The organism is Actinacidiphila epipremni, assembly GCF_012034175.1.
In the GTDB taxonomy this organism is placed as follows: domain Bacteria; phylum Actinomycetota; class Actinomycetes; order Streptomycetales; family Streptomycetaceae; genus Actinacidiphila; species Actinacidiphila epipremni.
In genome coordinates this window covers 59,526-81,850 of the sequence record NZ_JAATEJ010000029.1, presented here as the reverse complement: position 1 = coordinate 81,850, position 22,325 = coordinate 59,526, and the positions used below count along the sequence as shown (strand labels likewise).

The 22,325-nt window shown below is 75.7% G+C and carries 21 protein-coding genes; 9 read left to right on the top strand and 12 right to left on the bottom strand.

Translation table 11 applies throughout. The features are described 5' to 3' along the window. Positions 1-205 precede the first annotated feature (205 nt). Positions 206-1,063 carry an MIP/aquaporin family protein gene (locus HCN08_RS28885; RefSeq protein ID WP_167986230.1) on the top strand — a complete coding sequence of 286 codons (858 nt, stop codon included), beginning with the start codon at positions 206-208 and terminating at the stop codon, positions 1,061-1,063. Here the strand turns inward: HCN08_RS28885 and HCN08_RS28880 are convergent. Continuing rightward, positions 970-2,109, bottom strand: a complete 1,140-nt coding sequence (locus HCN08_RS28880; RefSeq protein WP_167986229.1) for a LacI family DNA-binding transcriptional regulator — start codon at positions 2,107-2,109, stop codon at positions 970-972. The two genes, HCN08_RS28885 and HCN08_RS28880, sit on opposite strands and share 94 nt — an antisense overlap. A 159-nt stretch (positions 2,110-2,268) precedes the next feature. Between HCN08_RS28880 and HCN08_RS28875 the strand changes: the two genes are divergently transcribed. Continuing rightward, a complete protein-coding gene (locus HCN08_RS28875; RefSeq protein ID WP_167986228.1) occupies positions 2,269-3,825 on the top strand; it encodes a glycoside hydrolase family 43 protein in 1,557 nt (518 codons plus the stop codon). Positions 3,826-3,943: 118 nt separating this feature from the next. On the opposite strand, the gene HCN08_RS28870 is transcribed toward HCN08_RS28875, so the two are convergent. The 3 genes from HCN08_RS28870 to HCN08_RS28860 are packed head-to-tail and all read right to left on the bottom strand — an operon-like array spanning position 3,944 to position 6,538. Next, the gene (locus HCN08_RS28870) at positions 3,944-4,963 is read right to left on the bottom strand and encodes an NAD(P)/FAD-dependent oxidoreductase (RefSeq protein WP_167986227.1); all 1,020 of its coding nucleotides are present in this window, start codon (positions 4,961-4,963) and stop codon (positions 3,944-3,946) included. Beyond that, entirely contained in the window at positions 4,960-5,475 is a 516-nt protein-coding gene (locus HCN08_RS28865) for an isoprenylcysteine carboxyl methyltransferase family protein (RefSeq protein WP_167986226.1), read from the bottom strand. Before HCN08_RS28865 ends, HCN08_RS28870 begins: the two co-directional genes overlap by 4 nt. Positions 5,476-5,485: 10 nt before the next feature. Then, positions 5,486-6,538: a type III polyketide synthase gene (locus HCN08_RS28860; RefSeq protein ID WP_167986225.1), complete on the bottom strand. Its 1,053-nt coding sequence runs from the start codon at positions 6,536-6,538 to the stop codon at positions 5,486-5,488. A gap of 139 nt (positions 6,539-6,677) precedes the next feature. Between HCN08_RS28860 and HCN08_RS28855 the strand changes: the two genes are divergently transcribed. Continuing rightward, a complete protein-coding gene (locus tag HCN08_RS28855) occupies positions 6,678-7,568 on the top strand; it encodes a UbiA family prenyltransferase (RefSeq protein WP_407648907.1) in 891 nt (296 codons plus the stop codon). A gap of 37 nt (positions 7,569-7,605) precedes the next feature. Here HCN08_RS28855 and HCN08_RS28850 read toward each other — a convergent pair whose 3' ends face one another. Together HCN08_RS28850 and HCN08_RS28845 are read right to left on the bottom strand one after the other, a co-directional pair. Further along, a complete protein-coding gene (locus HCN08_RS28850) occupies positions 7,606-8,043 on the bottom strand; it encodes a hypothetical protein (RefSeq protein ID WP_167986224.1) in 438 nt (145 codons plus the stop codon). A gap of 164 nt (positions 8,044-8,207) precedes the next feature. Continuing rightward, entirely contained in the window at positions 8,208-9,848 is a 1,641-nt protein-coding gene (locus tag HCN08_RS28845; protein WP_240970524.1) for a hypothetical protein, read from the bottom strand. A 233-nt stretch (positions 9,849-10,081) separates the two neighbouring features. On the opposite strand from HCN08_RS28845, the gene HCN08_RS28840 reads away from it, so the two are divergent. Continuing rightward, positions 10,082-11,674 carry an FAD-dependent monooxygenase gene (locus HCN08_RS28840; protein ID WP_167986222.1) on the top strand — a complete coding sequence of 531 codons (1,593 nt, stop codon included), beginning with the start codon at positions 10,082-10,084 and terminating at the stop codon, positions 11,672-11,674. Between the two features lie 7 nt (positions 11,675-11,681). Here the strand turns inward: HCN08_RS28840 and HCN08_RS28835 are convergent, their stop codons facing one another. From HCN08_RS28835 to HCN08_RS28810, 6 genes are all read right to left on the bottom strand, one after another. Further along, the gene (locus tag HCN08_RS28835; RefSeq protein WP_167986221.1) at positions 11,682-11,897 is read right to left on the bottom strand and encodes a hypothetical protein; all 216 of its coding nucleotides are present in this window, start codon (positions 11,895-11,897) and stop codon (positions 11,682-11,684) included. Further along, positions 11,890-13,182 carry a DUF692 domain-containing protein gene (locus HCN08_RS35810; protein ID WP_167986220.1) on the bottom strand — a complete coding sequence of 431 codons (1,293 nt, stop codon included), beginning with the start codon at positions 13,180-13,182 and terminating at the stop codon, positions 11,890-11,892. The genes HCN08_RS28835 and HCN08_RS35810 overlap by 8 nt, the downstream gene beginning before the upstream one ends. Then, positions 13,179-14,078, bottom strand: coding sequence for a TIGR04222 domain-containing membrane protein (locus tag HCN08_RS28825; protein ID WP_167986219.1), 900 nt, complete (start codon positions 14,076-14,078; stop codon positions 13,179-13,181). Before HCN08_RS28825 ends, HCN08_RS35810 begins: the two co-directional genes overlap by 4 nt. Positions 14,079-14,147: 69 nt before the next feature. Further along, complete coding sequence (locus HCN08_RS28820; protein WP_167986218.1) at positions 14,148-16,709, bottom strand: polysaccharide lyase family 8 super-sandwich domain-containing protein; 2,562 nt, start codon at positions 16,707-16,709, stop codon at positions 14,148-14,150. Between the two features lie 172 nt (positions 16,710-16,881). Then, positions 16,882-17,343 carry a universal stress protein gene (locus HCN08_RS28815; protein ID WP_167986217.1) on the bottom strand — a complete coding sequence of 154 codons (462 nt, stop codon included), beginning with the start codon at positions 17,341-17,343 and terminating at the stop codon, positions 16,882-16,884. 21 nt (positions 17,344-17,364) lie between these two features. Then, positions 17,365-19,068, bottom strand: a complete 1,704-nt coding sequence (locus HCN08_RS28810) for an MDR family MFS transporter (protein WP_167986216.1) — start codon at positions 19,066-19,068, stop codon at positions 17,365-17,367. A 187-nt stretch (positions 19,069-19,255) separates the two neighbouring features. On the opposite strand from HCN08_RS28810, the gene HCN08_RS28805 reads away from it, so the two are divergent. From HCN08_RS28805 to HCN08_RS28785, 5 genes are all read left to right on the top strand, one after another. Continuing rightward, positions 19,256-19,885, top strand: a complete 630-nt coding sequence (locus HCN08_RS28805; protein WP_167986215.1) for a MarC family protein — start codon at positions 19,256-19,258, stop codon at positions 19,883-19,885. A 185-nt stretch (positions 19,886-20,070) separates the two neighbouring features. Next, positions 20,071-20,424 (top strand): hypothetical protein, encoded by a 354-nt coding sequence (locus HCN08_RS28800; protein WP_206319370.1) that lies wholly within the window; start codon positions 20,071-20,073, stop codon positions 20,422-20,424. Next, positions 20,421-21,203 carry a helix-turn-helix domain-containing protein gene (locus HCN08_RS28795; RefSeq protein WP_167986213.1) on the top strand — a complete coding sequence of 261 codons (783 nt, stop codon included), beginning with the start codon at positions 20,421-20,423 and terminating at the stop codon, positions 21,201-21,203. The genes HCN08_RS28800 and HCN08_RS28795 overlap by 4 nt, the downstream gene beginning before the upstream one ends. A 115-nt stretch (positions 21,204-21,318) precedes the next feature. Beyond that, positions 21,319-21,750 (top strand): roadblock/LC7 domain-containing protein, encoded by a 432-nt coding sequence (locus HCN08_RS28790; protein WP_167986212.1) that lies wholly within the window; start codon positions 21,319-21,321, stop codon positions 21,748-21,750. 194 nt (positions 21,751-21,944) lie between these two features. Then, positions 21,945-22,319 carry a hypothetical protein gene (locus HCN08_RS28785; RefSeq protein ID WP_167986211.1) on the top strand — a complete coding sequence of 125 codons (375 nt, stop codon included), beginning with the start codon at positions 21,945-21,947 and terminating at the stop codon, positions 22,317-22,319. The last annotated feature ends 6 nt before the right edge of the window (positions 22,320-22,325 follow it).

Here is a 22,325-nt window from a genome sequence, read left to right as displayed (position 1 = left end):
GCGAATATTGCTTGATATCAAGATATCCCGTTGCCGTGGCGTTGACGACGAGGGGGCCGACCGGGTCCACCTGATCTACCGAACGGGCTAACCGGGCGCGCCGCGGCCATCCGGCCGTGGTTCGGTGGATCCGTCACGTACCGGAGCGGTGCGCACACGCAAGCGAGCCATAGCCGGCCCCCGGGGCCGGCGGGAGGCGGTAGGTATGGCCAGACGTGTACGGGGCGGACTGGTCGGCGAGCTCTTCGCGGAGTTCGCCGGCACCATGATCCTGATCCTGATCGGTGTGGGCGTGGTCGCCCAGGTGGTCGCCGGCGGCGACCTCACCGACCCCAAGGGCGGCCTGGGCGACCACGACTCCATCGCCTGGGCCTGGGGGCTGGGCGTGACCTTCGGCGTCTACGTCGCGGCCCGGCTCAGCGGTGCCCACCTCAACCCGGCGGTGACCGTCGCGCTGGCCGCCTTCAAGGGCTTCTCGTGGGCGAAGGTGCTGCCTTACGCGCTCGCCCAGACCGCGGGAGCCTTCGTGGCCGCGCTGATCGTGCGGTGGAACTACACCGAGATCCTCGGCCACGCCGACCCCGGCCACACGATGAAGACGCAGTTCGTCTTCTCCACGCTGCCCGGCAACGGCGCGACGGCCCCCGGCATCCACGAGTGGGGCGCCTTCCGCGACCAGGTGATCGGCACCGCGATCCTGCTGCTGCTGATCTTCGCGGTCACCGATGTGCTCAACACCCCGCCGGGCGCCAACCTCGGCGCCTTCATCATCGGCCTGATCGTGGTCGCGATCGGCATGGCCTACGGCGCCGACGCCGGCTACGCGATCAACCCGGCCCGTGACTTCGGCCCGCGCCTGGCCAGCTACATCACCGGTTACGGAACGGCCTGGCGAGATCAGTGGGGCAATCTGTACTGGTGGGTGCCGATCGTCGGGCCGCTGGTCGGCGGCCTGCTGGGCGGCCTGATCTACACGCTGTTCGTGGGCCGGTTCCTGCCCACCGCCGAGCCCGAGCCGCCCGGCCGCGCACCGCGGTCCGAGCCGAGGCCCGACGAGGCCTGAGGCGGCGCGGTGGAGCTGTCCCGTACCACCAGGCTCGTGGACAGCTCCACCCGCAGCACGTCCGGGGTGCGGCCCTGGACCAGTTGGAGCAGCATGCCGGCGGCAGCCGCGCCCATCTCGGCGAGCGGCTGCCGCACCGTCGTGAGCGGCGGCGGTGACCAGCGGGCCTGGGGCAGGTCGTCGAAGCCCACCACGCTGAGGTCGTCGGGCACCCGCAGCCCGCACTGCCGGGCGGCCTCGTAGACGCCCAGCGCCATCTGGTCGCTGGAGGCGAAGACCGCGGTCGGCGGCCGGCCGGTGGTCAGCAGCTCGGTGCCGAGCGCGAAGCCCGACTCGTGCGAGAAGTCGCCCTCGCGGATCAGCGCGTCGTCCACCTCGACGCCCGCGGACTCCAGCGCGGCGCGGTAGCCGTCCAGCCGGGCCCGGCTGCACAGCAGGTCCGGCGGTCCGGTGATCATGCCGATCCTGCGGTGCCCGAGGCCCAGCAGGTGCAGCACCGCGCTGCGACCGCCGGCCCAGTTGGTGGCGCCGATGGTCGGGATGTCGAAGGTCGGCACGCCCGCCGGGTCGATCACCACCAGCGGCATGCCGATCCGGCGCAGTTCGGCGTCGAGCTGCGGGGCGGGCTGCGAGGTCACCAGGATCGCGCCGTCGGAGTTGCGGGAGCGCACCCCGACCAGCCACTGCTGCATCGAGGCGGCGTGGTGGTGGACCGCGGAGACCACCGCGCCGACGCCCGCGGCGTGCACGACCTTCTCCACGCCGCGCAGGATCTCCACCGCCCAGGGGCTGTCGAGGTCGTTGAAGACCAGGTCGACGAGGTTGGCGCGATGCGCGTTGCCGGCGGCGCGGCGCCGGTAGCCGTGCTCGGCCAGCAGGTCCTCCACCCGGCGGCGGGTGGCCGCGGCCACGTCGCTGCGCCCGTTGAGCACCCGGGAGACGGTGGGCAGGGACACCCCCGCCTCGCGGGCGATGTCGGCGATCGTGACCCGGCCCGCGCTGTCTTCCGCCACCGGTGCCTCCTGTCGCAGTGGGCTCCCCAGCATAGGCAACGCCTGCGGGCGGCAGTACGTGCGGCCACAGGGTTGACGGCGCCGGGCGTCGCTTCTAACGTCACGCTGAAACTTCCGAAAACCTATCGCAAGTTTCGATGTTTCGGGGCGTCACGACCGCACCATCCCACCGACGAAGGACACCCAGCACCGATGACCGTCACGGCGACCAATCCCGTCCTGCCCGGCTGCTTCCCCGACCCGTCGGTGGTCCGCGTCGGGCAGGACTACTACCTCGCCAGCTCGTCCTTCGCCTACTTCCCCGCGATCCCGCTGCACCACAGCCGCGACCTCGTCCACTGGCGGCCCGTCGGCCACGCCGTGGACCGCGCGGGGCAGCTGGACCTCGGCGGGGTGCGGGCGAGCGGCGGCATCTACGCCCCGACGCTGCGGCACGCCGCGGGCCGCTTCCACCTGGTGTGCACGCTGGTCGACGGGCTCGGCGCGGCCGGCAACTTCCTGATGTCGGCGGACGACCCGGCCGGCGACTGGTCCGACCCGGTGTGGCTGCCCGAGGCGCCCGGTTTTGACCCCTCGCTCTTCTTCGACGACGACGGCTCGGCCTATCTGCTGGGCACCCGTGAGCTGCCCGGCACCGGTGGCCGCACCGAGGTGTGGATGCGCGGCCTGGACCTCGCCGCGGGCAAGCTCACCGGCCCCGACCGGGTGCTCTTCCGCGGCGCGCTGGTCGACGCGCGCTGGGCGGAGGGCCCGCATCTGTACAAGGTCGGCGGCTGGTACGTGCTGCTGCTCGCCGAGGGCGGCACCGCGCACGAGCACGCCGTCACCGTCGCGCGCAGCCGCGAGGTCACCGGCCCGTACGAGAACCACCCGGGCAACCCGGTGCTGACCCACCGCCACCTCGGGCGCTCCTACCCGGTCTCCGGCGCCGGGCACGCGGACCTGGTGCGCACGCCCGGCGGGGACTGGTACGCGCTGATGCTGGCCTCGCGCCTGTACGGCGGGCCGCACTCCAACCTGGGCCGCGAGACGTTCCTGGCCCGGGTGGTGTGGGAGGAGGGCTGGCCGGTGTTCAACCCGGGCGAGGGGCGGCTCACCGAGCGGGTCGAGGTGGCGCTGCCGGCGCAGCCGTGGCCCGGCGCGGAGCCGGTCGACCACTTCGACGCCGGCACGCTGGACACCGCGGTGTGGAACCTGCTGCGCGGCCCGGCGAGCGACACCTACAGCCTCACCGAGCGACCCGGCCACCTGCGGCTGCGGCTGCTGCCGCGCACCCTGGCCGAGCGCGGCACGCCGGCCTTCGCCGGGCGCCGCCAGCAGCACATCGACTTCACCGCCGAGACCGCGCTGGACTTCACCCCCGGCTCCCCCGCCGACGCCGCGGGCATCGCGGTGCTGCAGAACCCCGAGCACCACATCACGCTGCTGGTCACGGCCGGCCCGGCCGGCGGCCCGGTGGTGCGGCTGACCGAGCGCCGGGCGGGCACCGACACCGTACGCGGTGAACTGCCGCTGCGGCCGGGGCCGGTACGGCTCGGGGTGCGCGCCCGGGGGCAGGACTACACCTTCTCGTGCGCGCAGGCGCCCGAGGGCAGCCGCGACGTCGGCACGGTGGACGGCCGCTTCCTGAGCAGCCAGGTCGCCGGCGGCTTCACCGGCGTCTACCTCGGCCCGTACGCGACCGGGCCCGCGGGCGGCACGGGCCACGCCGACTACGACTGGTTCCGCTACGGCCCCGCGGCCGGTTGAGACCCCCGCCGCAGCTCATGGGCGGGCGGCCGTACGCCGGGCTGCGTGGCCCCGGCGTACGGCAGGGTGGGCCGGGGCGCCTTGAGGGGGGCGCCCCGGGCTCCCCGCCGCGCCGGCGTCAGCTCAGCCGGTTGACGCCGGCGCGGAAGAGCGCGGGCCAGCGGGCGGCGGCCGGCACGATGCGCGGCGCGGACCAGGGGCGGTCGCGCAGCCACAGCAGCGAGGCGGTCAGCATCCGGTAGTCGCGGGAGACCCGGCGCCAGGCGGCGTCGTAGTCGTGCGGCCGGCCGGCCAGGACGCACCGCACCAGCTGCTCGGCCGCGGCCAGGGCGACCGCGATGCCCTCGCCGGTCAGCGCGTCCACATAGCCGGCCGCGTCACCGACCAGCAGCACCCGGCCGGCGACCCGGCCGCGCACCCGCTGCCGCAGCGGCCCCGCGCCCCGGGCGGGGGTCGCGGCGGCCGGCGGCAGCCGCTCCAGCAGCCGGGGGAAGGCGGCGAGCTGCTCGGCGAAGGGCGCGCGGTCCCGCGTCAGCACCGCGACGCCGACCAGCTCGGGCCCCAGCGGCGTCACATACGCCTCCGCCCGGGCCGTCCAGTGCACCTCGACGCAGTCGCTCCACGGCCGGACGGCGAAGTGCCGGCGCAGCCCGTAGCGCGCCGGCGGTCCCGGGGCGGCCGGCGCGCCGAGCCCCAGGGCGCGGCGGATCGGCGAGTGCAGGCCGTCGGCGGCGGCGAGGTAGCGCGCGGTCAGGCCGGCGGCGGTGACGCCGTGCGCGTCCTGCCGGATCCCGTCCACCCGCAGCGGCAGCGTCCGCACGCCCAGCCGGTCCGCGCGGGCGGCGAGCGCCGCGTGCAGCTCGGTGCGCCGCACCCCGCGGCCCGGCGAGGTGCGGAACCGCGCCTCGGCGCGCAGCCGGCCGTCCAGGTACGCGATGCCGTGCAGCGGCGCGCCCGCCACCCCGACGCCCAGCGCCGACAGCCGCCGGACCGCCGAGGGCATCAGGCCCTCGCCGCACGCCTTGTCGACCGGGCCGGGCCGCGGCTCGGCGACGACGACCTCCAGTCCGGCGCGGGCGGCGTGGATCGCGGTGGCCAGCCCCGCGGGTCCGCCGCCGGCGACCAGCAGGTCGATCACGCGGGCGCCGCCGCGCCGAGCGCGGCGTTCTCGCAGCGCAGCCGGACCGCGAGCCAGGGGGCGTTCAGCACGGTGAAGCACAGCGCGGTGATCCACGCCCCGTGCACCAGCGGCAGCGCCGCGCCCTCCACGGCGACAGCCGCGTAGTTGGGGTGCCGCAGCAGCCGGTACGGGCCCCGCTCGACCAGCGGCAGGCCCGGGACGACGATCACCCGGGTGTTCCAGCGCGGCCCCAGCGCGCTCACGCACCACCAGCGCAGCAGCTGCGCGGCGGCGACCAGGCCGATCATCGGCCAGCCCAGGGCCGCGACGAACGGCCGCCCGCCGTAGTGCACTTCGGCGAGGCAGCCGGCCAGCAGCCCGGTGTGCAGCAGCACCATCGCCGGGTAGTGCCCGGCGCCGTGCTCACGGCCGCCCCGGGCGAGGCTCCATTCGGTGTTGCGGCGTGCGGTGTTGAGCTCGATGAGCCGCTCGAACGCGATGAGCAGCACGAGCAGGGTGTAGGGGGGCAACGGGCATCACCTACCAGCGCAGGAGGACGAGTTCGGAGGCGAAGCCGGGGCCCATCGCGAGCAGCAGGCCCGGGCTGCCGGGCAGCGGGCGCTCCCCGGCCAGGACGTCGCGCAGGATGTGCAGCACGGAGGCGGAGGAGAGGTTGCCGACCTCGGCGAGCGAGCGCCAGGCCGGCTCCAGGGCCCTGGCCGGCAGGTCCAGCGCCTCGCGCACCGCCTCCAGCACCTTGGGGCCGCCCGGGTGGCAGATCCAGCCGGTCACGTCCCCGGTCTTGAGGCCGTGCCCGGCCAGGAAGTCCTCGACCTCGGGCCCGAGGTGGTCGCGCACCAGGTCGGGCAGCTCGCCGCCGAGCACGATACGGAAGCCGCCGGCGCCGATGTCCCAGCCCAGCAGGCGCTCGGTGCCCGGGTAGAGCCGGCTGCGGGCCGCGACGACCTCGGGCCCGGCCGCCGCCCGGTCCCGCCCCACCGCGACGACCGCGGCGGCGCCGTCCCCGAACAGGGCGCCGGCGACCGCGTTGGCAGTGGAGGGGTCGGCGCGCTGGAGGGTGAGCGAGCACAGCTCGACCGAGAGCAGTACGGCGACGCCCTGCGGGCGCGGCTCCAGGTAGTCGTGCAGCCGCGCCAGGCCCGCCGCCCCGCCGGCGCAGCCCAGGCCGAAGACCGGCAGCCGCCGGACGTCGGGCCGCAGGCCGAGCCGCCCGGCCAGCCGGGCCTCGATCGAGGGGGCGGCGATCCCGGTGACGGACGTCGAGATGACCAGGTCCACCTCGTCCGGCGCGATACCGGCCGCGTCGAGCGCGCCGCGCACCGCTTCCTCGCCGAGGTCCTGGGCGGCCTCGATGAAGCGGTCGTTGGCCTCGCCGAAGTCCCCGAGCCGCGCGTACTGCTCCAGCGGCAGCGCGAGCCGCCGGCTGCGGACCCCCGCCGCGGCGTGCACCCGCTCCACGACGCCCCGGCCGCCGCCGGCCCCGGCCGCCATCCCTGCGAGCGCTTCCGTGATCTCGTACTGCTCGTACCGATGCGGCGGAAGCACCGCGTGCACGGCGCCGATTCGCGTCATTCGGCCAGCATAGGGGCGGCATGGGCGGATTCGGCGGCTTGCGGTGGTGTGTCGCCGGTACGGAGGAGCGCGCCCCGGACGGGGGACGGACCGGCGTGGGGAGCGGCCGGCGGGCCGGCGGGCGGGGCAGGGTGAGGGGGTGGCAGGACCGAGCGGAGCACAAGGGACAAGCAGCGTAAGAGGGCGAGGATGTTCGGGAGGGGCGCGAGGGAGCGGCCTGCTCAGGGCGTGCCATCCGGAGCCGGCCGCCGCGGTCACGGCGCTGGTCACGGTGCTCGCCGCGGTGTCCGGGCGGGGGCCGGCGGGCTGCGCGGTGGTCGGGGCGGCGGTGCTGTGCGGGCAGCTGTCCGTGGGGTGGTGCAACGACGCGGTCGACGCGGTGCGGGACACCGCGGCGGGCCGGACCGACAAGCCCGTCGCCGCCGGCACGGTGACCCGTACCGCGGTCGCGGTGGCGGCGGGGCTCGCGCTCGCCGGGTGCGTACCGCTGTCGCTGGCCGCGGGCCGGCTCGCCGGGTCGGCGCATCTGCTGGGCGTCGCGGCGGCCTGGGCGTACAACCTGGGGGTCAAGCGCACCGCGGCCTCGTGGCTGCCGTACGCGCTGGGCTTCGGGCTGCTGCCGGCGTTCGTGACGCTGGGGCTCGCGGGCCATCCGTGGCCGCCGGCCTGGGCGGTGGCGGCGGGGGCGCTGCTGGGGGTGGGGGCGCATTTCACCAACGTCCTGCCCGACATCGACGCCGACCTCGCCGCGGGGGTGCGCGGGCTGCCGCAGCGGCTGGGCCGCCGCCGTACCCGGGTCCTGGCGCCGCTGCCGCTGCTGGCCGCCTCGGCGGTGCTGGTGCTGGGGCCGCCCGGGCCGGTGGGACCCGCGGGCTGGTCGGCGCTGGCGCTCACCGCGGGGCTGGCGGCGGCGACCACCGCGGCCGGCCGGCCGGCGCACAGCCGGGTGCCGTTCCTGGCGACGCTCGCGATGGCGGCGACGGCCGTCGCGCTGCTGGTGCTGCACGGCGGCTCGCTGACCCGGGGCTGAGCGGCGGCGGGCTGGGGCGCCCGCGGGGGCGGGCCGCTCAGCGTACGGGGGTGCGGTGCCGCCGGGCGCGGATGTCGACGAGGTCGGAGACGATCAGGAAGCTCGCCGCGGCGACCGTCACGAGCTGCGCGACGGCCGCGACCCACTTCTCGGTGAACCAGTCCGGCTCGTACATGTCCGGCACCGGGCCGAACTCCCCGACGTCCACGTACCGGTAGATGATGATCAGCGCGAAGCCGCCCGCGGCGACCGCCCACGCGAACACGTCGGCGGGCAGCCGGCGCCACGCCAGGACCAGCAGCGCGGCCAGCGCCGCGAGCGCCGCCTCGACGCGGAACAGGCCGCCCTGCGAGAAGGTGGCCTTGACCGCGTCGTACTGCGGGGCGAGGTCGGCGTGGACGTACGCGTCGACCGCGAGGCCCGCGGCGGCCAGCAGCCGGGCCGTCAGCACCGCCGGACGGATCTGGAACCGCACCCGCCGCTCCTTCCGTCGCGTGAACGCCTCCCGCCCAGGGTGCGCCGGCCGGGCGGACGCCGCCCGCCGCGCGGGTCCGTACGGGGGACGCCGGCGGCCCCGCGGTCGGCGGGACCGCGGGGCCGTGGTGGGCGGGAGGCCGGAGGGGCCGGGGAGGCGGGGCGTCAGAAGCTGTACGACTCCAGTACGTACGCGCATTCCGTATAGATGTAGCCGCTGCGGAAGGAGTCGGCGTTGGCGATCGGCGTCGTCGAGTCGTCGTCGCCGATGGGCTTCTGCATGATGTAGGACGTGCCGGCCGGCAGGTGCAGGGTGTGCTTGGCGTAGTGCTTGCCGGTGTCCTTGCACGCCAGGCTCTTGGCGAGCGAGTCGCTCATGTAGCGGGTGCAGCCGCTGCACCCCTTGAGGGTGAAGCTGCCGGTGGTCTTGCCGGTGTAGAGGATCTCGACCGCGTCGGGGCTGTCGTTGGTGAAGGTCACCGAGATGGAGCCGCCGGAGGCGTTGGTGGGCAGCTTCTTGCCGGCCGCGGGCACCTTGGTGGCGATCTCCGCGGCGATGGCGAGCTTCTGCGCGAAGGCGCGGTTCTTGTCGTGCGGGTATTTCGCGGTGAAGTCGTTGATCGTCTCCAGCGCGTCGTCGAAGCTGCCGGACTTGTACTGCGACACGCCGCAGTTGTACATGCCGGTCTCGACGTAGCCGTCGACGCGGGTGCCGTCGGCGGTGAGCGCGTCGCTGATGCCGGCCTTGTCGCCGGGCAGCGAGGTGGCGTCGGCGCCGAGGGTGCGCAGCTTGTCGACGGTGCCGCACGGGTCGCTGCCGGTGACGCCCTTGGCGGTCGCGTCGATGTTCGCCCGTATCGCCGGCTCGACCTTGGCGGCCTGCGGCGACGTGGGGAAGTCGGTGAGCAGCTCGCCGAGCTTGCCGCCGTCGGAGGCAGCGTCGGAGCCGGAGTCGGCGGAAGGCGACGTCAGCTCGGTCATGCCGCACTCGTAGAGCGAGGTCGCGAGCTTGTCGTCGGGCCAGGTGGTGAGGTCGCCGAGGGCCTTGTGGTCGATCTGGTCGGGGACGGTGCGCAGGTACTTCAGCGGCTCTATCGCGTCGCAGTACTGCTTGTCGTCGAAGGGCGCGCCGACGGCGGTGTAGAAGGTGTGCAGCCGGTCGGGCACCTTCTTGCCGGCCTTGGAGTCGTGGTGCTTGCTGTCCAGGTCGTCGTACGAGCCCAGCGCCGAGCTGTAGTCGGCCTTGGCAGCGGTGAACGGCTTGGACTTCGCCGCCTGCACGAGCTTGTCGGCCTTGTCGAGCCGGTCCAGCAGCATCGCCTGCGTCGCGTCGTCCTTGGCGCCCTGGTAGTAGACGACCGCGCCGGCCGGCACCGCGAGCAGCACCAGGCCCATCAGCAGCGCGACGGGCGTCTGCGGCGGGAAGGACAGCCGGGTGCGCAGGCCGCGCAGCGCGCCGTGCGCGGCGGTCAGCGCCAGGAAGACCAGGTACGCCACGAGGGCGCCGCCGGAGACGCCGTCGGGGTCGGCGGGCAGCGCGACGGCCAGGAAGACGCCGGTGCCGACGAGCGCGACGACGAAGGCGGCCCACCGGCGGGTGAGCAGGTAGCCCAGGCCCAGGCCGCTGAGGTTGAGCAGGCCCACGGCGACCGCGCGCAGCGGGTCGGCGGGCCCGCGCGGCGCCTGCGGCGGCACCGGCGGCATGGGCGGCGGGCCGAACGGCGGAGGAGGCGGCGGGGGCGGCGGTCCGTAAGCGCCCCCTCCCCCTGCGTAGTCGCCGCTTCCGCCCTGCTGGCTCCAGCTCATGGCAAACCCCCCGGAGATGTCGGACCCCGCCCATGGAAAGACGCGCGAACCGGTCGACGCCGTGCGCGTGAAGGCCCATTTATATCGGATGCGTGGAAGGGCCCGCCGGTTCCCCCCGGCCGGGCGGAGATGCGGGCCCGCAGGCCCGGGCGCAGGCTGGACGGGTGGGGGTGCGGGCGGGGTGGCGGCGGGAGCCGGCCGCGCGCCCGCGACACCGACGCCGGGGAGTGATCATGGGCGACACCGAGGTGCTGGTGGTGGGGGCGGGTCCGGTCGGGCTCACGGCGGCGCTGGAGCTGCGCAGGCGGGGCGTCGCGTGCCGGGTCGTGGACCGGCTCGCCGCGCCGCAGCCGTACGCCAAGGCCGTCGGCGTGCTGCCGCGCACGCTGGAGGTGTGGGACGCGATGGGGCTGGTGCGCGACGCCCTGGACGCGGCCGTGCCGCTGTACGGCCAGCTGGTCTTCGTCGACGGGCTGCCCGCGTCCCGGGTGGAGCTGGAGCTGCCGCGGGAGGTGCCGTACGGCTTCGCGGCGCTGCCGCAGTACGCGACGGAGCGGCTGCTGACGGAGCGTCTGCACGCCTACGGCGGGCGGGTGGAGCGCGGCACGGAGCTGCTGGGCCTCACGCAGGACGAGCGCGGCGTCACCGCCCGGCTCGGCACGGCCGGCGGCACCGAGACGGTACGGGCCGGCTACCTGGTGGGCTGCGACGGCGCGCACAGCCGCACCCGGCGCGAGCTGGGCATCGGCTTCGAGGGCGACGCCTTCCCCGAGGCGTACATGCTCGGCGACGTCGCGGTGGACTGGGACCTGCCGCCGGGCTACGCGGTGCGCTCGCTGCACCTGGACGAGGCGGGCGCGGTGGACGACCTGCTGGTGTGCGTGCCGCTGCCGGGGCGGGGCCGCTACCGGATGTCGATGCGGGTGCCCGAGGAGCTGGCCGTGCCGGCGGCGGCGGGCGAGGAGGTCGCGCACGGGCTGGAGTCGGGGCGCGCGCCGGAACTGGCGCATATCCAGGCGGTGCTGGACCGGCTCTCGCCGCGCCGCACCACCGCGCGCGAGCTGCGCTGGTCGTCGGTGTTCCGGATCAGCCACCGGCTCGCCGAGCGGTACGGCGCAGGTCGCGTGTTCCTGGCGGGCGACGCCGCGCACATCCACCCGCCGACCGGCGCGCAGGGCATGAACACCGGCATCCAGGACGCGTACGACCTGGCCTGGAAGCTGGCGCTGGCGCTGCACGGCGTGGCCGCGGACGGGCTGCCGGGCAGCTACGACGCCGAGCGGCGGCCGGTCGGCGCGGAGGTCGTGGGCCGCACGGTGCTGCACGCGCGGGAGGGCGGCACGAAGGCGGACGTGCTGCGCGAGGCGCAGCTGCTGGTGGCCTACCCCGGCAGCCCGCTCGTGACCCCCGACCCGGACGGCCCCGAGCCGCGGCCCGGGGAGCGCGCACCGGACTGCCGGGGGCTCACCGGCGACATCGCCGCGTATCCGGTGCGGCTGTTCGACCTGCTGCGCAGCCCGCACCACACGCTGCTGCTGTACGCGGACGAGGGCTCGCCGGCGGCGGAGCTGCGGGCGTGCGCGACCGCCGCGCGGGAGGCCGCGCACGGGCGGCTGAACGTCTTCGCCGTCCTCGCGCCGGGCGCCCCCGGCGAGGGCTGGGGCGTCCCGCGGGTCCACGACCGCGACGGCGCTTTCCGCCACGGCTACCGTGCGCGGGCCCCGGAGGCGCTGGTGATCCGCCCCGACGGCTACCTCTCCGCCCGCTTCCCCGCCCCGCACCCCGACGCCCTGACCCGCCATCTGCGGGCGACGTTCCGCGCCTGAGCCGCACTCACCGCCGCGGTCGGCGCCGCGTCAGGCGCTGCCGCAGCGTCGGGGCGGGGTCCGGGGCGTGGGCCGCGGTGTGCGCGTGCTTGGCCCGCAACGCCTCCGCCTGCACCCGCACCCGCTCGACGTCGAACCCGTCCGGCGCCTCGGCCCCACCGACAAGCGCGGCGAGCAACCGCTCCTGCGCGACACCGAGCGCGGCCCGGGCGACGTCACTCACGAGCGCCCGGGCCGAGGGGGCCCGTCCCGTGGACACCTGGCGCGTCCGCACCCGCACCCGCACCCGCACCATCCCCGGCCGGCGCGTGAACAGCCGATCCGCCGGCGCCCGCGCCGGTCCCGGCATCGGCCGCCCCTTGCCTGCCGGTTCTGTACGCACCGACGCCCGCCGCCCCATGGGCCCCGGACCCGCGCCCTCCCGGCCCGCCGGCATCGCCCCCGCCCGGCCCCAGGGCCGCCGCCCCGCCCGCACCGCCCGGCACGTCCGCGGCGGCGTCCTCACGTATGGCCTGCCCTCTGGCCGCCCCTTGCCCGCCGGCCTTGTACGCACCGACGCCCGCCGCCCCATGGGCCCCGGACCCGCGCCCGCCCGGCCCGCCGGCATCGCCCCCGTCCGGCCCGGGGGCCGCCGCCGCGGCGGCCGGACCCTGCCCCTCCGCGGCAGCGTCCCGCGCCTCGCGCAGGGACTGCCCTCTGGCCGCCGCCGCGCGGATCGCGGCGAGCTCCGCCGCGAGTTCCGCGTCACGCGGATACGCGCCGTCGCGTTCGAGCAGGACGCCGGGGAGGTGGGCGCGGGTGGCCAGGGTGGTGAGGAGGTCGAGGACGGGCGGGGGGACGGGGTGGGTGTGGGTGTCGTGCCAGATGCCGTCGCGGGCGACGCCGCCGGCGACGTGGACGTATCCGAGGCGTTCCAGCGGCAGTTCGCGCAGGACGTCGTGCGGGTCGATGCCGAGGTTGACGTGCGCGGTGTGCAGATTGGCGACGTCGACGAGCAGCAGCGCACCGGTGCGGGCGGCGATCTCGGCGAGGAACTGCCCCTCGGTCAGCTCCTCGCCGGGCCAGGCCAGCAGCGGGGCGATGTTCTCCAGGGCGAGCGGGACGGGCAGCTGGTCCTGGGCGATCCTGACGTTCTCGGCGACGACGGCGACGGTGTCCCACGTCCGGGGCACCGGGATGAGGTGCCCGGCGTCCCACCGGCCCGCGCGGGTGAAGGCGATGTGCTCGCTGACCAGCGGTGAGCCGAGCGCTTGCGCGCACGCGGCGAGGTGGGCCAGGCGCGCCGGGTCGGGGCGGTCGGCGCCGCCGAGGGACAGCGAGACGCCGTGCGGCACCACGGGTGTGCCGCGCTCGCGCAGCGCCCGCAGCGAGGGGAAGAGCCGCCGCGGGTCCACGTTCTCGGCGATGGCCTCGACGAAGTCGACGCCGGGCAGCCGCTCGACGGTCAGGTCGATGGGCCGCCGCCAGCCGATGCCGTAGCCCAGCTGCGGCGCCCCCGCGGCGGTCATCCGCCGCACCCGCCGCAGCCGCCGCCTCCGCAGCCGCCCCCGCCGCCGCAGCCGCTGCCGCCGTCGCCCCCTGCGCCGCCCGACGACGTCATGCCGCCGTAGAGCGCGTCGCGCAGCGTCGCGTCCGCGATGCCGGCGGCGCCCAGCACCGCGACCGCGGCGACGGCGGACGGGACGGCCATGGACGCGGCGGACCCGGCGAAGGCGGCGGACCCACCGGGCGCCGGCGGGACGAGCGCGGCGCCGCCGGACCCGCGGGCCCCGACCCGCGCGGCCTCCAGCGCCCGCTCCCCCGCCGGGGTGCGGCGCGGCGTGGACGAGGCGACCGCCACGATGACGACGGCGGAGACCGCCAGCTCCAGCACCAGCAGCAGCACCGGCCGGCCGGCCGCGATGCCGTGCACCAGCCGGGCGACCCCCGCGGCGAACACCACCAGCAGCGGCAGCAGCGAGACGACACCGACCGTACGGCGCCGGTCCGCGGTGAGCAGCAGGCCGCGGGCCCGCGCGCCCTCGACGACCTGGAGCACCGCAGGGCTCGCCCCGGCCCGCCCGCGGACCGCGGACAGGTCCGAGCCCCTGGCCGGGTCCACGCCGGCCAGCACCGCCCGCCGTACCGGTTCGGGCGTGAACGGCACCCCGCACGGCGTGATGCGGTGGTCGCGGCCGACCCGCAACTGCCCCTCCTCGATGAGGGCCTGCACCGCGGTGTCCACCACCCGTTTCGCGCCGCCGCCGAGCGCGGCGAGCGTGAGGACGTCGTCCGGCGCGACGCCGGCGACCGCGCCGGACGGGCCGTCCGCGGCCTTGCGGTAGCGCGCCCGCAGCGCCGCGGTGACGATGCCGGCGAGGACGAAGGCCGCCGCGTAGACGGCGAGGAATTCGGGACCGCTCATGACCGACCACCCCCTGCCGAGGGTGACGCGGCGCCCGCCGCACCCGGTTCCGCGGCCCGGCGGCGCGGTTCAGCGCAGCTCGGCCCGCACAGTGCGGCCGTACAGGTGGCGGGTGGTCACGACGACCTCGGTGCCGAGCGGGCCGGGCCGCACGGTCACGCCGGGCGCGGGGGCCGCGGGGCGGTAGCGGCGGCCGTGGAGGTGGACGGTGACGGTGTCGCGGCCGGTGGTGGGGTCGGCGACGGCCAGGCTGAGCGCGCCGCCGCGGGCCTCGCGCAGCAGCACGCACGCGGGTCCTTCGACGGTGAGCCGGTCGACGCGGTGCGCGCCGGGCGTGAAGGTGTTGGCGGCGAGCAGGCCGAGGCCGTGGTGCCGGACGGCCTGGACGGCGGTGCTGTTGGCGAGCACGGTGAGCGGGCCGCGGGCGTAGCCGCGCAGCCGCTCCTCGGTCGCGCCGGGGACGATCGCGTACGCCAGCGCGGTGTGGCGGGCGCCGGCCGTCTGGTGGAAGGCGAGGGTGAAGACCTGCTTGGTGACGGCCGTGTCGGGGTTGGTGAGCCGGACGGTGCGGCGGCTGCGGGTGACGGTGTCGAGCGCGGCGGTGGGCTCGGGCCGGTGCGGGTCGGGGCGCGCGTCGAGCAGGGCGTAGCCGACGGCGGTGCCCCGCGTGGTGTTGGCCCAGCGCAGCCAGGCCAGCGGGGCGGTGCCGGGTCCGGTGACGGGGGCGCCGCGCCGGGTGCGGCCGGTGAGGGCGACGGTGTCGGCGGCGCCGGCGATCCGGGCGTCCACGGTGGTGGTGACGGGGCGTCCGGCGCTGTCGCCGACGCCGGCGGCGAGCACCACGATCTCGTCGTCCAGCATGAACCACGACTTGGTGGCGTCGGCGGCGCGGTAGGCGGTGAAGTCGGCGGGCAGCCGCCCGGCCTGCTCGGCCGCCCAGGCGGCGTCCGGGGCGAGCACCATGGCGGCGCTGCCGTAGGTGTCGAGGACGGCGCCGCCGGACAGGGGGTTGGTGCCGAGCGGGAAGTAGACGTAGGTGTTCTGGGATTCTGAGGAGGAGGTGAAGCCGGCGGCGGGGTTGTCGTACCACTGGGTGCCGTACAGCTCGGGGACGCTGAGCCGGGGCTCGTCGGGGGCGGTGACGCCGGCGAGCCGGTCGGGCGGGACGGCGGTGAAGTAGTCGACGCCGAAGCTCTGCGTCTGGTCCTGCCCTGCCAGGTAGAGGTAGTGGTGTCCCGCGCCCTGGTGCCAGGGCAGCAGGTTCTCGCCGCTCATGTACTCGTAGCCGCTGATCCGGGTGGAGCTGCGGGCCAGCACGAAGGTGTGGCCGGGGCGGCGGTGGACGCTGCGGTCCATGGCGGGGTAGGCGCTGTGCAGGGCGGCGGGGTTGATGTCGCGGGCGGGCACGGCGGGGTCGGCGAGGATGTCGGCGTAGGCGGCGACGCTGACCGGGGAGACGAAGCCGGCCGGGTCGGGCGCGGCCCTGGTGACGGCCCTGAGGTGCTTGGCGTACGACGCGAGGGCGCTCGCGTGCTCCCCGGTGGCGTAGCGGGACAGGTCGACCGCGGCCTCGACGACGACGGCGACGTCGGCGTATCCGGTGCCGGTACGGGAGACCGCCCGGCCCTTGACGGCCTCGGCCATCCAGCCCTCGACGACGAGCGGGGCGAAGCTCTCGGCGACCCAGCCGGCGGCGATGTCGGCGAGACCGCCGTCGGCGGCGGCGGGCGCGTAGCTCGTGCCGTCGAGGATCTTGACGGTCTGCACGACGCGGCTGAGCAGCCCGGTGCCGTAGGAGCCGGTGTAGGCGACGGAGGCGTGCTGGAGGAAGGAGCCGTCGGCGTAGAAGCCGTCGGTGACGCCGTGCTGCGGGGCGTAGGGGTCGACGGTGGCGTAGACGGTGAGCTGGTCGGTGACGGCCTTGGTGATACGGGCGGCGTCGCCGAGGGCGGCGCCTTGCAGGATGCGGTTGGTGGTGATGTCGGCGAGGTTGGCGCCGGTGTGGAAGCGCGAGTCGAGGTCGACGTCGCCGTCCTTGCCGTTGCGCAGGTACGCGTCCATCGCGGCGACATAGCCGGCGGTGAGCTGGGGTGCGGTGGCGGCGAGGGTGTCGGCGAGCAGCACCAGGGTGCGGCTGATGTAGGTGGACATGCCGATTTCCCAGTTGAACCAGTTGCCGTAGTAGCCGGCCGACTGGTCGCCGTAGTAGCCGTCGTAGAGCCAGGTCAGGCCGTCGAGGACGCGGGCCTGCACGACCTGGTCGTCCAGCAGCGCGGAGCCGGGGGCGCGGGTGGCGAGCGCGATCTCGTACAGGTACTGGAAGGAGGTCGTCAGGTGCGGGTCGCTGGTGCCCAGGCCCACGCCGTGGAAGAGCTCGCCGCTGCCGGCGGTGTCCATCGCGGCGAGGTGGGAGGTCGCGGCGGTTTGCAGGGCGGCGAGCTTGCCGGCGACCTCGGGGCGGGCGTTGGAGGCGGCGGTGCCGCAGAAGACGGCGGTGACGTTGCCGAGCACCGCGGCCCGGTCGCCGGTGGCGGACGCCGGGTCCGCCGCGGCCCCGGGGATCCGCCCGGCCAGCGCGAGCAGCGCGCCGGCGGGGAGGGTGGCGAGCAGGGCACGGCGGGACAGCTGCACGGCGGACGCTCCTGCGGGTCGGCGACGGGTGGTCGGCGCTGCACGGTCGGCGGTGCCCCCCGGCCGGCCGCCCGGGGGGCACCGGATAGGTGCCCTCCGCATTCAAGCAACCGTGACCCCTGCTGTCACCGGGTATGACAGCAGTCCCTCGCGCCCGCCCCGTCGCCGCCGCTCACGGCACCACGATCACCGGCCACCGGCGGGTCCTGAGCAGCCGTACGGCGGGTGACGCGCACAGCCGGTGCCGCCAGGCGCGGGAGGTGCCGACGACGACGGAGTCCGCGCGCAGTTCGTCGGCGGTGGCGGCCAGGCCCCCGGCGACGTCGGGGGCGCGCAGGATGTGGAACTCCCAGCGCGGCGCCGGCAGCCCGAGGGTGGCCGCCAGGCCCAGGGCGACCCGGTTCCTGAGCTGCTCGGCGACGGCCATGTCGTCGGCGGCGAGCATCCATCCGAGCCCGGCGAACGTCGCGGCCGGGTGGACCGGCAGCACGTGCACCATCACCAGTAGCGCCTCCTGCCTGCGGGCCAGCCCGATCGCGTAGGCGACGGCCCGCCAGGAGGAGTCGGAGTCGGCCACGCCGGCCACGATGACCCGGCCGCCGCCCCGGGGGGCGGCGGCCTGCTGCGATCCCACGGCCTCGCGCCGTGCGGGGGCCTACGCGGCCGGGCCGTCGGACGGGCCGGGGCCCGCCGCGCGGCCGGCCCCCGCCTGCGGCTGCTCCTCCCCCGGCTCCTGCTTGGGGGCGAAGGCGGCCCCGGTGGTGCGCAGCGGGACCTCCTTGATCAGGAAGGACAGCACCAGCGCGACCAGCAGCACGCCCGCGCCGACCAGGAAGGCGACGTTGATGGCCTCGGTGAAGCCGACCTTGAACGGGTGGCCGAGCACCGGGTCGATGTGGTTGAGGAAGGAGGTGTCGTTGAGCTTGGCGGAGCCGCCGCCGGTGAGCTGCTTGAGCTGGTCGGGGTGCGCGGCGGCGGCCTGCTTGAAGGCGGCCTGGCCGCGGGCGTCGGCGAAGGCGGAGTTGATCCGGTCGCCGACGACGGAGTAGACGATGGACAGGAACACCGCGACGCCGAGCGTGCCGCCCATCTGCCGGAAGAACGTCGTGGAGGAGGTCGCCACGCCGATGTCCTGCGGCGGGACGGCGTTCTGCATCGCGAGCACGATGGTCTGGAAGTTCAGGCCGAGCCCGGCGCCCACGACGAACATCGCGACGTCGGCGTAGACCAGGCTGCTGTCGGCGTCCATCTGCCACAGCATCAGCATGCCGCCGACCAGCAGCACGCAGCCGATGACCGGGAAGATCTTGTAGCGGCCGGTCTTGGAGGTGATGGTGCCGGAGATGGTCGACAGCACCATGATGCCCAGCACCAGCGGCAGGGTGAGCAGGCCCGCCTTGGTGGGCGAGTTGCCCTTGACCAGCTGGAGGTAGAGCGGGATGAGGGTGATGCCGCCGAACATCCCGATGCCGATGATCGCGGACTGCGCGGAGCCGACCGCGAAGACGCTGTTGCGGAACAGCCGCAGCGGCAGCAGTGCCTCGTCGCCGGCCCGGCGCTCGGCGAGCAGGAAGCAGACGATGCCGACCGCGCCGACGACGTAGCAGACCAGGGCGCGCCCGCTGCCCCAGCCCCATTCGCGGCCCTGCTCGGCGACGATCAGCAGCGGGACGAGCGCCATGATCAGCGCGGCGGCGCCGAGGGAGTCCACGCGGTGCGGGCGCTTGTCCTGCTTGACGTGCAGCACCTTGCCGACGACGACCAGGGCGGCGATCCCGATCGGCACGTTGACCAGGAAGATCCAGCGCCAGCCGTCGATGCCGAGCAGCGAGTCCTGGCCGGCGAGCGCGCCGCCGATGACCGGGCCGAGCACGCTGGAGGTGCCGAAGACCGCCATGAAGTAGCCCTGGTACTTCGCGCGTTCGCGCGGCGGGATGATGTCGCCGATGATCGCGAAGGCGAGCGAGAACAGGCCGCCGGCGCCGATGCCCTGGAAGGCGCGGAAGGCCGCGAGCATGTACATCGACGTCGCCAGCATGCACAGGGCGGAGCCGACGACGAAGACGGATATCGCGAACAGGAAGAACGGCTTGCGGCCGTACTGGTCGGACAGCTTGCCGTACAGCGGGGTCGCGATCGTCGAGGTGATGAGGAAGGCGGTGGTCACCCAGGCCTGCGCGGTCAGGCCGTTGAGGCTCTCGCCGATCTTGTAGATGGCGGTGGAGACCACGGTCTGGTCGAGTGCGGCGAGGAACATCCCCAGCAGCAGGCCCGACAAGATGATCATGATCTGCCGGTGCGTGTAGCCCGTCGGGGGTGCGGCGGTGCCGGTCTGGACGGCGTCTGCTTGGGCGCTCATAGGGACTCTCTCTCGGGATCCATGCTTGCCCTGAGCAACGATACTGCCGGATGGCCCGCGGCGGCCAAGCAGGACGGTCGCAGGACGGCGGCCGGCCGGCCCGGGGCGGCGGCCGGCCGGTGGCGGCACGGCGGCCGGCCGGCGTCAATCCCCGCTCCGCCGCCCCGGCCTGCGCATGATGCCCGGTATGATCACCCTGACCTACTCCGCCGCCTTCATCACGTTCTTCTCCGTGATCGGCCCGCCCAAGGTGCTGCTGGCCTTCGCCGGCCTCGCGCAGCACCACCCGCGGCACGACCTGCGCACCATCGCCCTGGTGTCGTCGGCGGGCGCGGTGCTCATCGGGGTGGCGACCGGCTTCTCCTCGCCGTGGCTGCTGGAGTTCTTCCACATCTCCACGCCCGCGCTGGAACTGGCCGGCGGGCTCATCTTCTTCCTGTACGCGATCGGTCTCGTGCTGGGCGTGCGCACCGGCCCCGACACCCCCGGCCAGGACGGGCCGGACGTGAACAGCGGGCTGCGGGAGCTGCTGATGCCGTACGTGGTCAGCCCGCTGGCGATGACGGCGGTGCTGATCGAGGCCGCCGAGCGCAACGACTGGGGCTGGCGCGGCACCGTGGTCGCCGCGTTCGTCTCCGTCATCGCGGTGGACCTGGCGTGCGTGCTGCTGCTCGGGCCGCTGCTGCACCGGGCCCACCACGCGGTGGTGGAGCTGCTGGCGCGGCTGATCGGGCTGCTGCTCGCGGCGGTCGGCGTGGACCTCGTCCTGGACGGCCTGTTCGACCTGGGCGTGGCGGTCATCGGCTCGCGCCCCTGACGCGGGCACAGCACGCCGGGCATCCTAGGCCAGGCTCCCGCATGTACCGCAGGAAAATGCCAGAACTCCCCTGAATGTGCGGCACTGTGCGTAACCTCTTCGTCACCGCCCGACAGGCGGACGCGCAGCCGCGTGGAGCCGAGGGGAGCGGTGTGTCCGGGATCGACGAGTGCCTGCTGCGGGCGATGACGGTACCCGGGGCGCGCGGGGCGGCGCTGGTGGAGTGGGTCAGCGGCCTCGCGCTCGGGGTGATCGGCGAGGCCGCGGCCGGCGACCACGAGACGGTCGCCGCCGAGACCGCCGCCTACGCCCGCGCCACCGCCGAGCACCCGGTCTTCACCGCCGGGCACACCGGCCCGGGACCGGCCGCCGAGGAGGCCGTGGTCGTCACCGGCGACGGCTACCACCTGCTGCGGTTCGTCGAAGCCCCGTACGAGGGCGGGGTGTTCCTCTACCTGTGGCTGGACCGGGCGCAGGCGAACCTGGGCATGGCCCTGATCCGGCTGCGCGAGCTCGCCGAGGGGCTGGTCCTGGTATGAGCGCCCCGCCCGCGCACTCCCCCATGCTCGCCCGGCTCGCCGAACAGCGCGCCACCGGTGTGCTGTTACGGGACACCGGCGCGCTCTACCTCGACGGCGGCGCGGTGGTGCACGCCGAGAGCCCGGCGGCGCCCGGGATCGAGGTGCTGCTCACCGCCGGCGGCCGGCTCACCCCGCGGCAGTGGCGGGAGGCGGTGGATGCGGCGGGCGCGGACTGCGCGACCGGGCGCTGGCTCGTCGAGCACCGCCGGATCGCCGCCGGCGAGCTGGAGATCAGCCGGCTCGGCGCGCTGCACGACGCCGCCTACTTCGTCCTGGCGCCGGCCGCCGGGCCGACCCGGTTCCGGCACGGGGTACGCCACTGGTTCGGCTCGCTGGGCGCCGTCGCGGTGCCCGCGGTGGAGGGCGAGGCGCTGCGGCGGCGCCGGCTGCTGGAGACGCTGTGGCCGCACCCGGCGCTGGACACCGCGCCGGTGACGCCGTTACGGGCGGGCGCCGCGTCCGCCGGGCCGGCGCACCTGCCGCGCGGGCAGGCGGCGGTGCTGGCGCTGGCGGACGGGGCACGGACGCCGTCCGCGATCGCCGCGCTGCTGGGGCGGCCCGCCTTCCACGCCCTGGTGCACGTACGGCGGCTCGCCGCGCTGGGCCTCGTCGAGACCCCGCGGCACACCCCCGGCCAGGAGCAGCCGGCGCGGGCGCCGGCGTGGCTGCAGAGCATCGGCGACACCCCGGACGCGGCGCTGCTGCGGCGGCTGCTGGTCGCGCTGGAGCGGCTGTGAGCGGCGTACGGACCGGGCGGGGCGCCGGCCGCGGGAGGCGGCGCGGGGACGAGGGGGTGCGGGGGTGAAGCGGTCGCCGGCAAGGCGCGCCCTACGCGCCGGGAGGAGGAGGTCGATGGCACACGAAGCCGCGATACGTACCGAGCTGGAGGGCCTGCGGGCCCGGCTGCCGGAGGTCACCGGCGCCGTCGCGGCCACCCCCGACGGGCTGGTCCTTGCCGACGACGCGCCCGGGCTGCCCGCCGAGGGCTTCGCCGCGATGACCGCCGCCGCGCTGGGGGTGGGGCTGCGGCTGACCGAGGCGGCCGGCCAGCAGTCCTTCCGCGAGCTGCTGATCCGCAGCGAGACCGGCTGCGTCGCGCTCTACCCGGCCGGGCGCGAGGCGATGCTCGCGGTGCTGGCCGGGCCGCGCACCAACGTGGGGCGGCTGCACCTGGAGTCGCGGCGCAGCTGCGCGCGGATCGCCGCGCTGATCGACGGCGAGGGTGGCGGCGCGGACGTGGGCGGCGCGGGCGGCGGCGGCGCGGGCGGCGGCGGCACGCCATGACCGCCCGGCAGCCGCCCCGGCCGCGCGGCGCCCGGGCCCGGGCCCGTACCCCGTCCGGACCGGCGGCCGTGACCAAGACAGAAACCGGACCCGGATCCGTACCCGGTCCCGGGTCCGTACCGGCGACCGATGACACGAGCGACCGGGCGGCGAGAGGGCCGTCCGGCGGACCGTCCGACGAAAGCAGGAAGATCATGGCCGACACCGAGACCGCCCTCAAGGACGCGATGACCTCGATCGAGGGCGCCATAGGCGTGGCGCTCGTCGACTACACCAGCGGCATGGCGCTGGGCACCCTCGGCGGGGGCAAGGACCTGGACCTCACGGTCGCCGCCGCGGGCAACACCGACGTGGTGCGCGCGAAGGCCCGCACGATGGAGATGCTGGGGCTCAAGGACGAGATCGAGGACATCCTCATCACGCTGGGCGGCCAGTACCACCTCATCCGGCTGCTGCGCGGGCGCGGCACATCGGGCCTGTTCCTCTATCTGGCGCTGGACCGCGGCCGGGCGAACCTGGCGATGGCCCGCCACCAGCTCAAGGCGATCGAGAACGGCCTGGAGGTCTGAGCGGCG

Bases quoted from the DNA above. Each gene is read 5' to 3' on its own strand.
- HCN08_RS28885 (WP_167986230.1), top strand. From the start codon at position 206: ATGGCCAGACGTGTACGGGGCGGACTGGTCGGCGAGCTCTTCGCGGAG.
- HCN08_RS28880 (WP_167986229.1), bottom strand. From the start codon at position 2,109: ATGCTGGGGAGCCCACTGCGACAGGAGGCACCGGTGGCGGAAGACAGC.
- HCN08_RS28875 (WP_167986228.1), top strand. From the start codon at position 2,269: ATGACCGTCACGGCGACCAATCCCGTCCTGCCCGGCTGCTTCCCCGAC.
- HCN08_RS28860 (WP_167986225.1), bottom strand. From the start codon at position 6,538: ATGACGCGAATCGGCGCCGTGCACGCGGTGCTTCCGCCGCATCGGTAC.
- HCN08_RS28845 (WP_240970524.1), bottom strand. From the start codon at position 9,848: ATGAGCTGGAGCCAGCAGGGCGGAAGCGGCGACTACGCAGGGGGAGGG.
- HCN08_RS28840 (WP_167986222.1), top strand. From the start codon at position 10,082: ATGGGCGACACCGAGGTGCTGGTGGTGGGGGCGGGTCCGGTCGGGCTC.
- HCN08_RS35810 (WP_167986220.1), bottom strand. From the start codon at position 13,182: ATGACCGCCGCGGGGGCGCCGCAGCTGGGCTACGGCATCGGCTGGCGG.
- HCN08_RS28825 (WP_167986219.1), bottom strand. From the start codon at position 14,078: ATGAGCGGTCCCGAATTCCTCGCCGTCTACGCGGCGGCCTTCGTCCTC.
- HCN08_RS28810 (WP_167986216.1), bottom strand. From the start codon at position 19,068: ATGAGCGCCCAAGCAGACGCCGTCCAGACCGGCACCGCCGCACCCCCG.
- HCN08_RS28805 (WP_167986215.1), top strand. From the start codon at position 19,256: ATGATCACCCTGACCTACTCCGCCGCCTTCATCACGTTCTTCTCCGTG.
- HCN08_RS28800 (WP_206319370.1), top strand. From the start codon at position 20,071: ATGACGGTACCCGGGGCGCGCGGGGCGGCGCTGGTGGAGTGGGTCAGC.
- HCN08_RS28795 (WP_167986213.1), top strand. From the start codon at position 20,421: ATGAGCGCCCCGCCCGCGCACTCCCCCATGCTCGCCCGGCTCGCCGAA.
- HCN08_RS28790 (WP_167986212.1), top strand. From the start codon at position 21,319: ATGGCACACGAAGCCGCGATACGTACCGAGCTGGAGGGCCTGCGGGCC.
- HCN08_RS28785 (WP_167986211.1), top strand. From the start codon at position 21,945: ATGGCCGACACCGAGACCGCCCTCAAGGACGCGATGACCTCGATCGAG.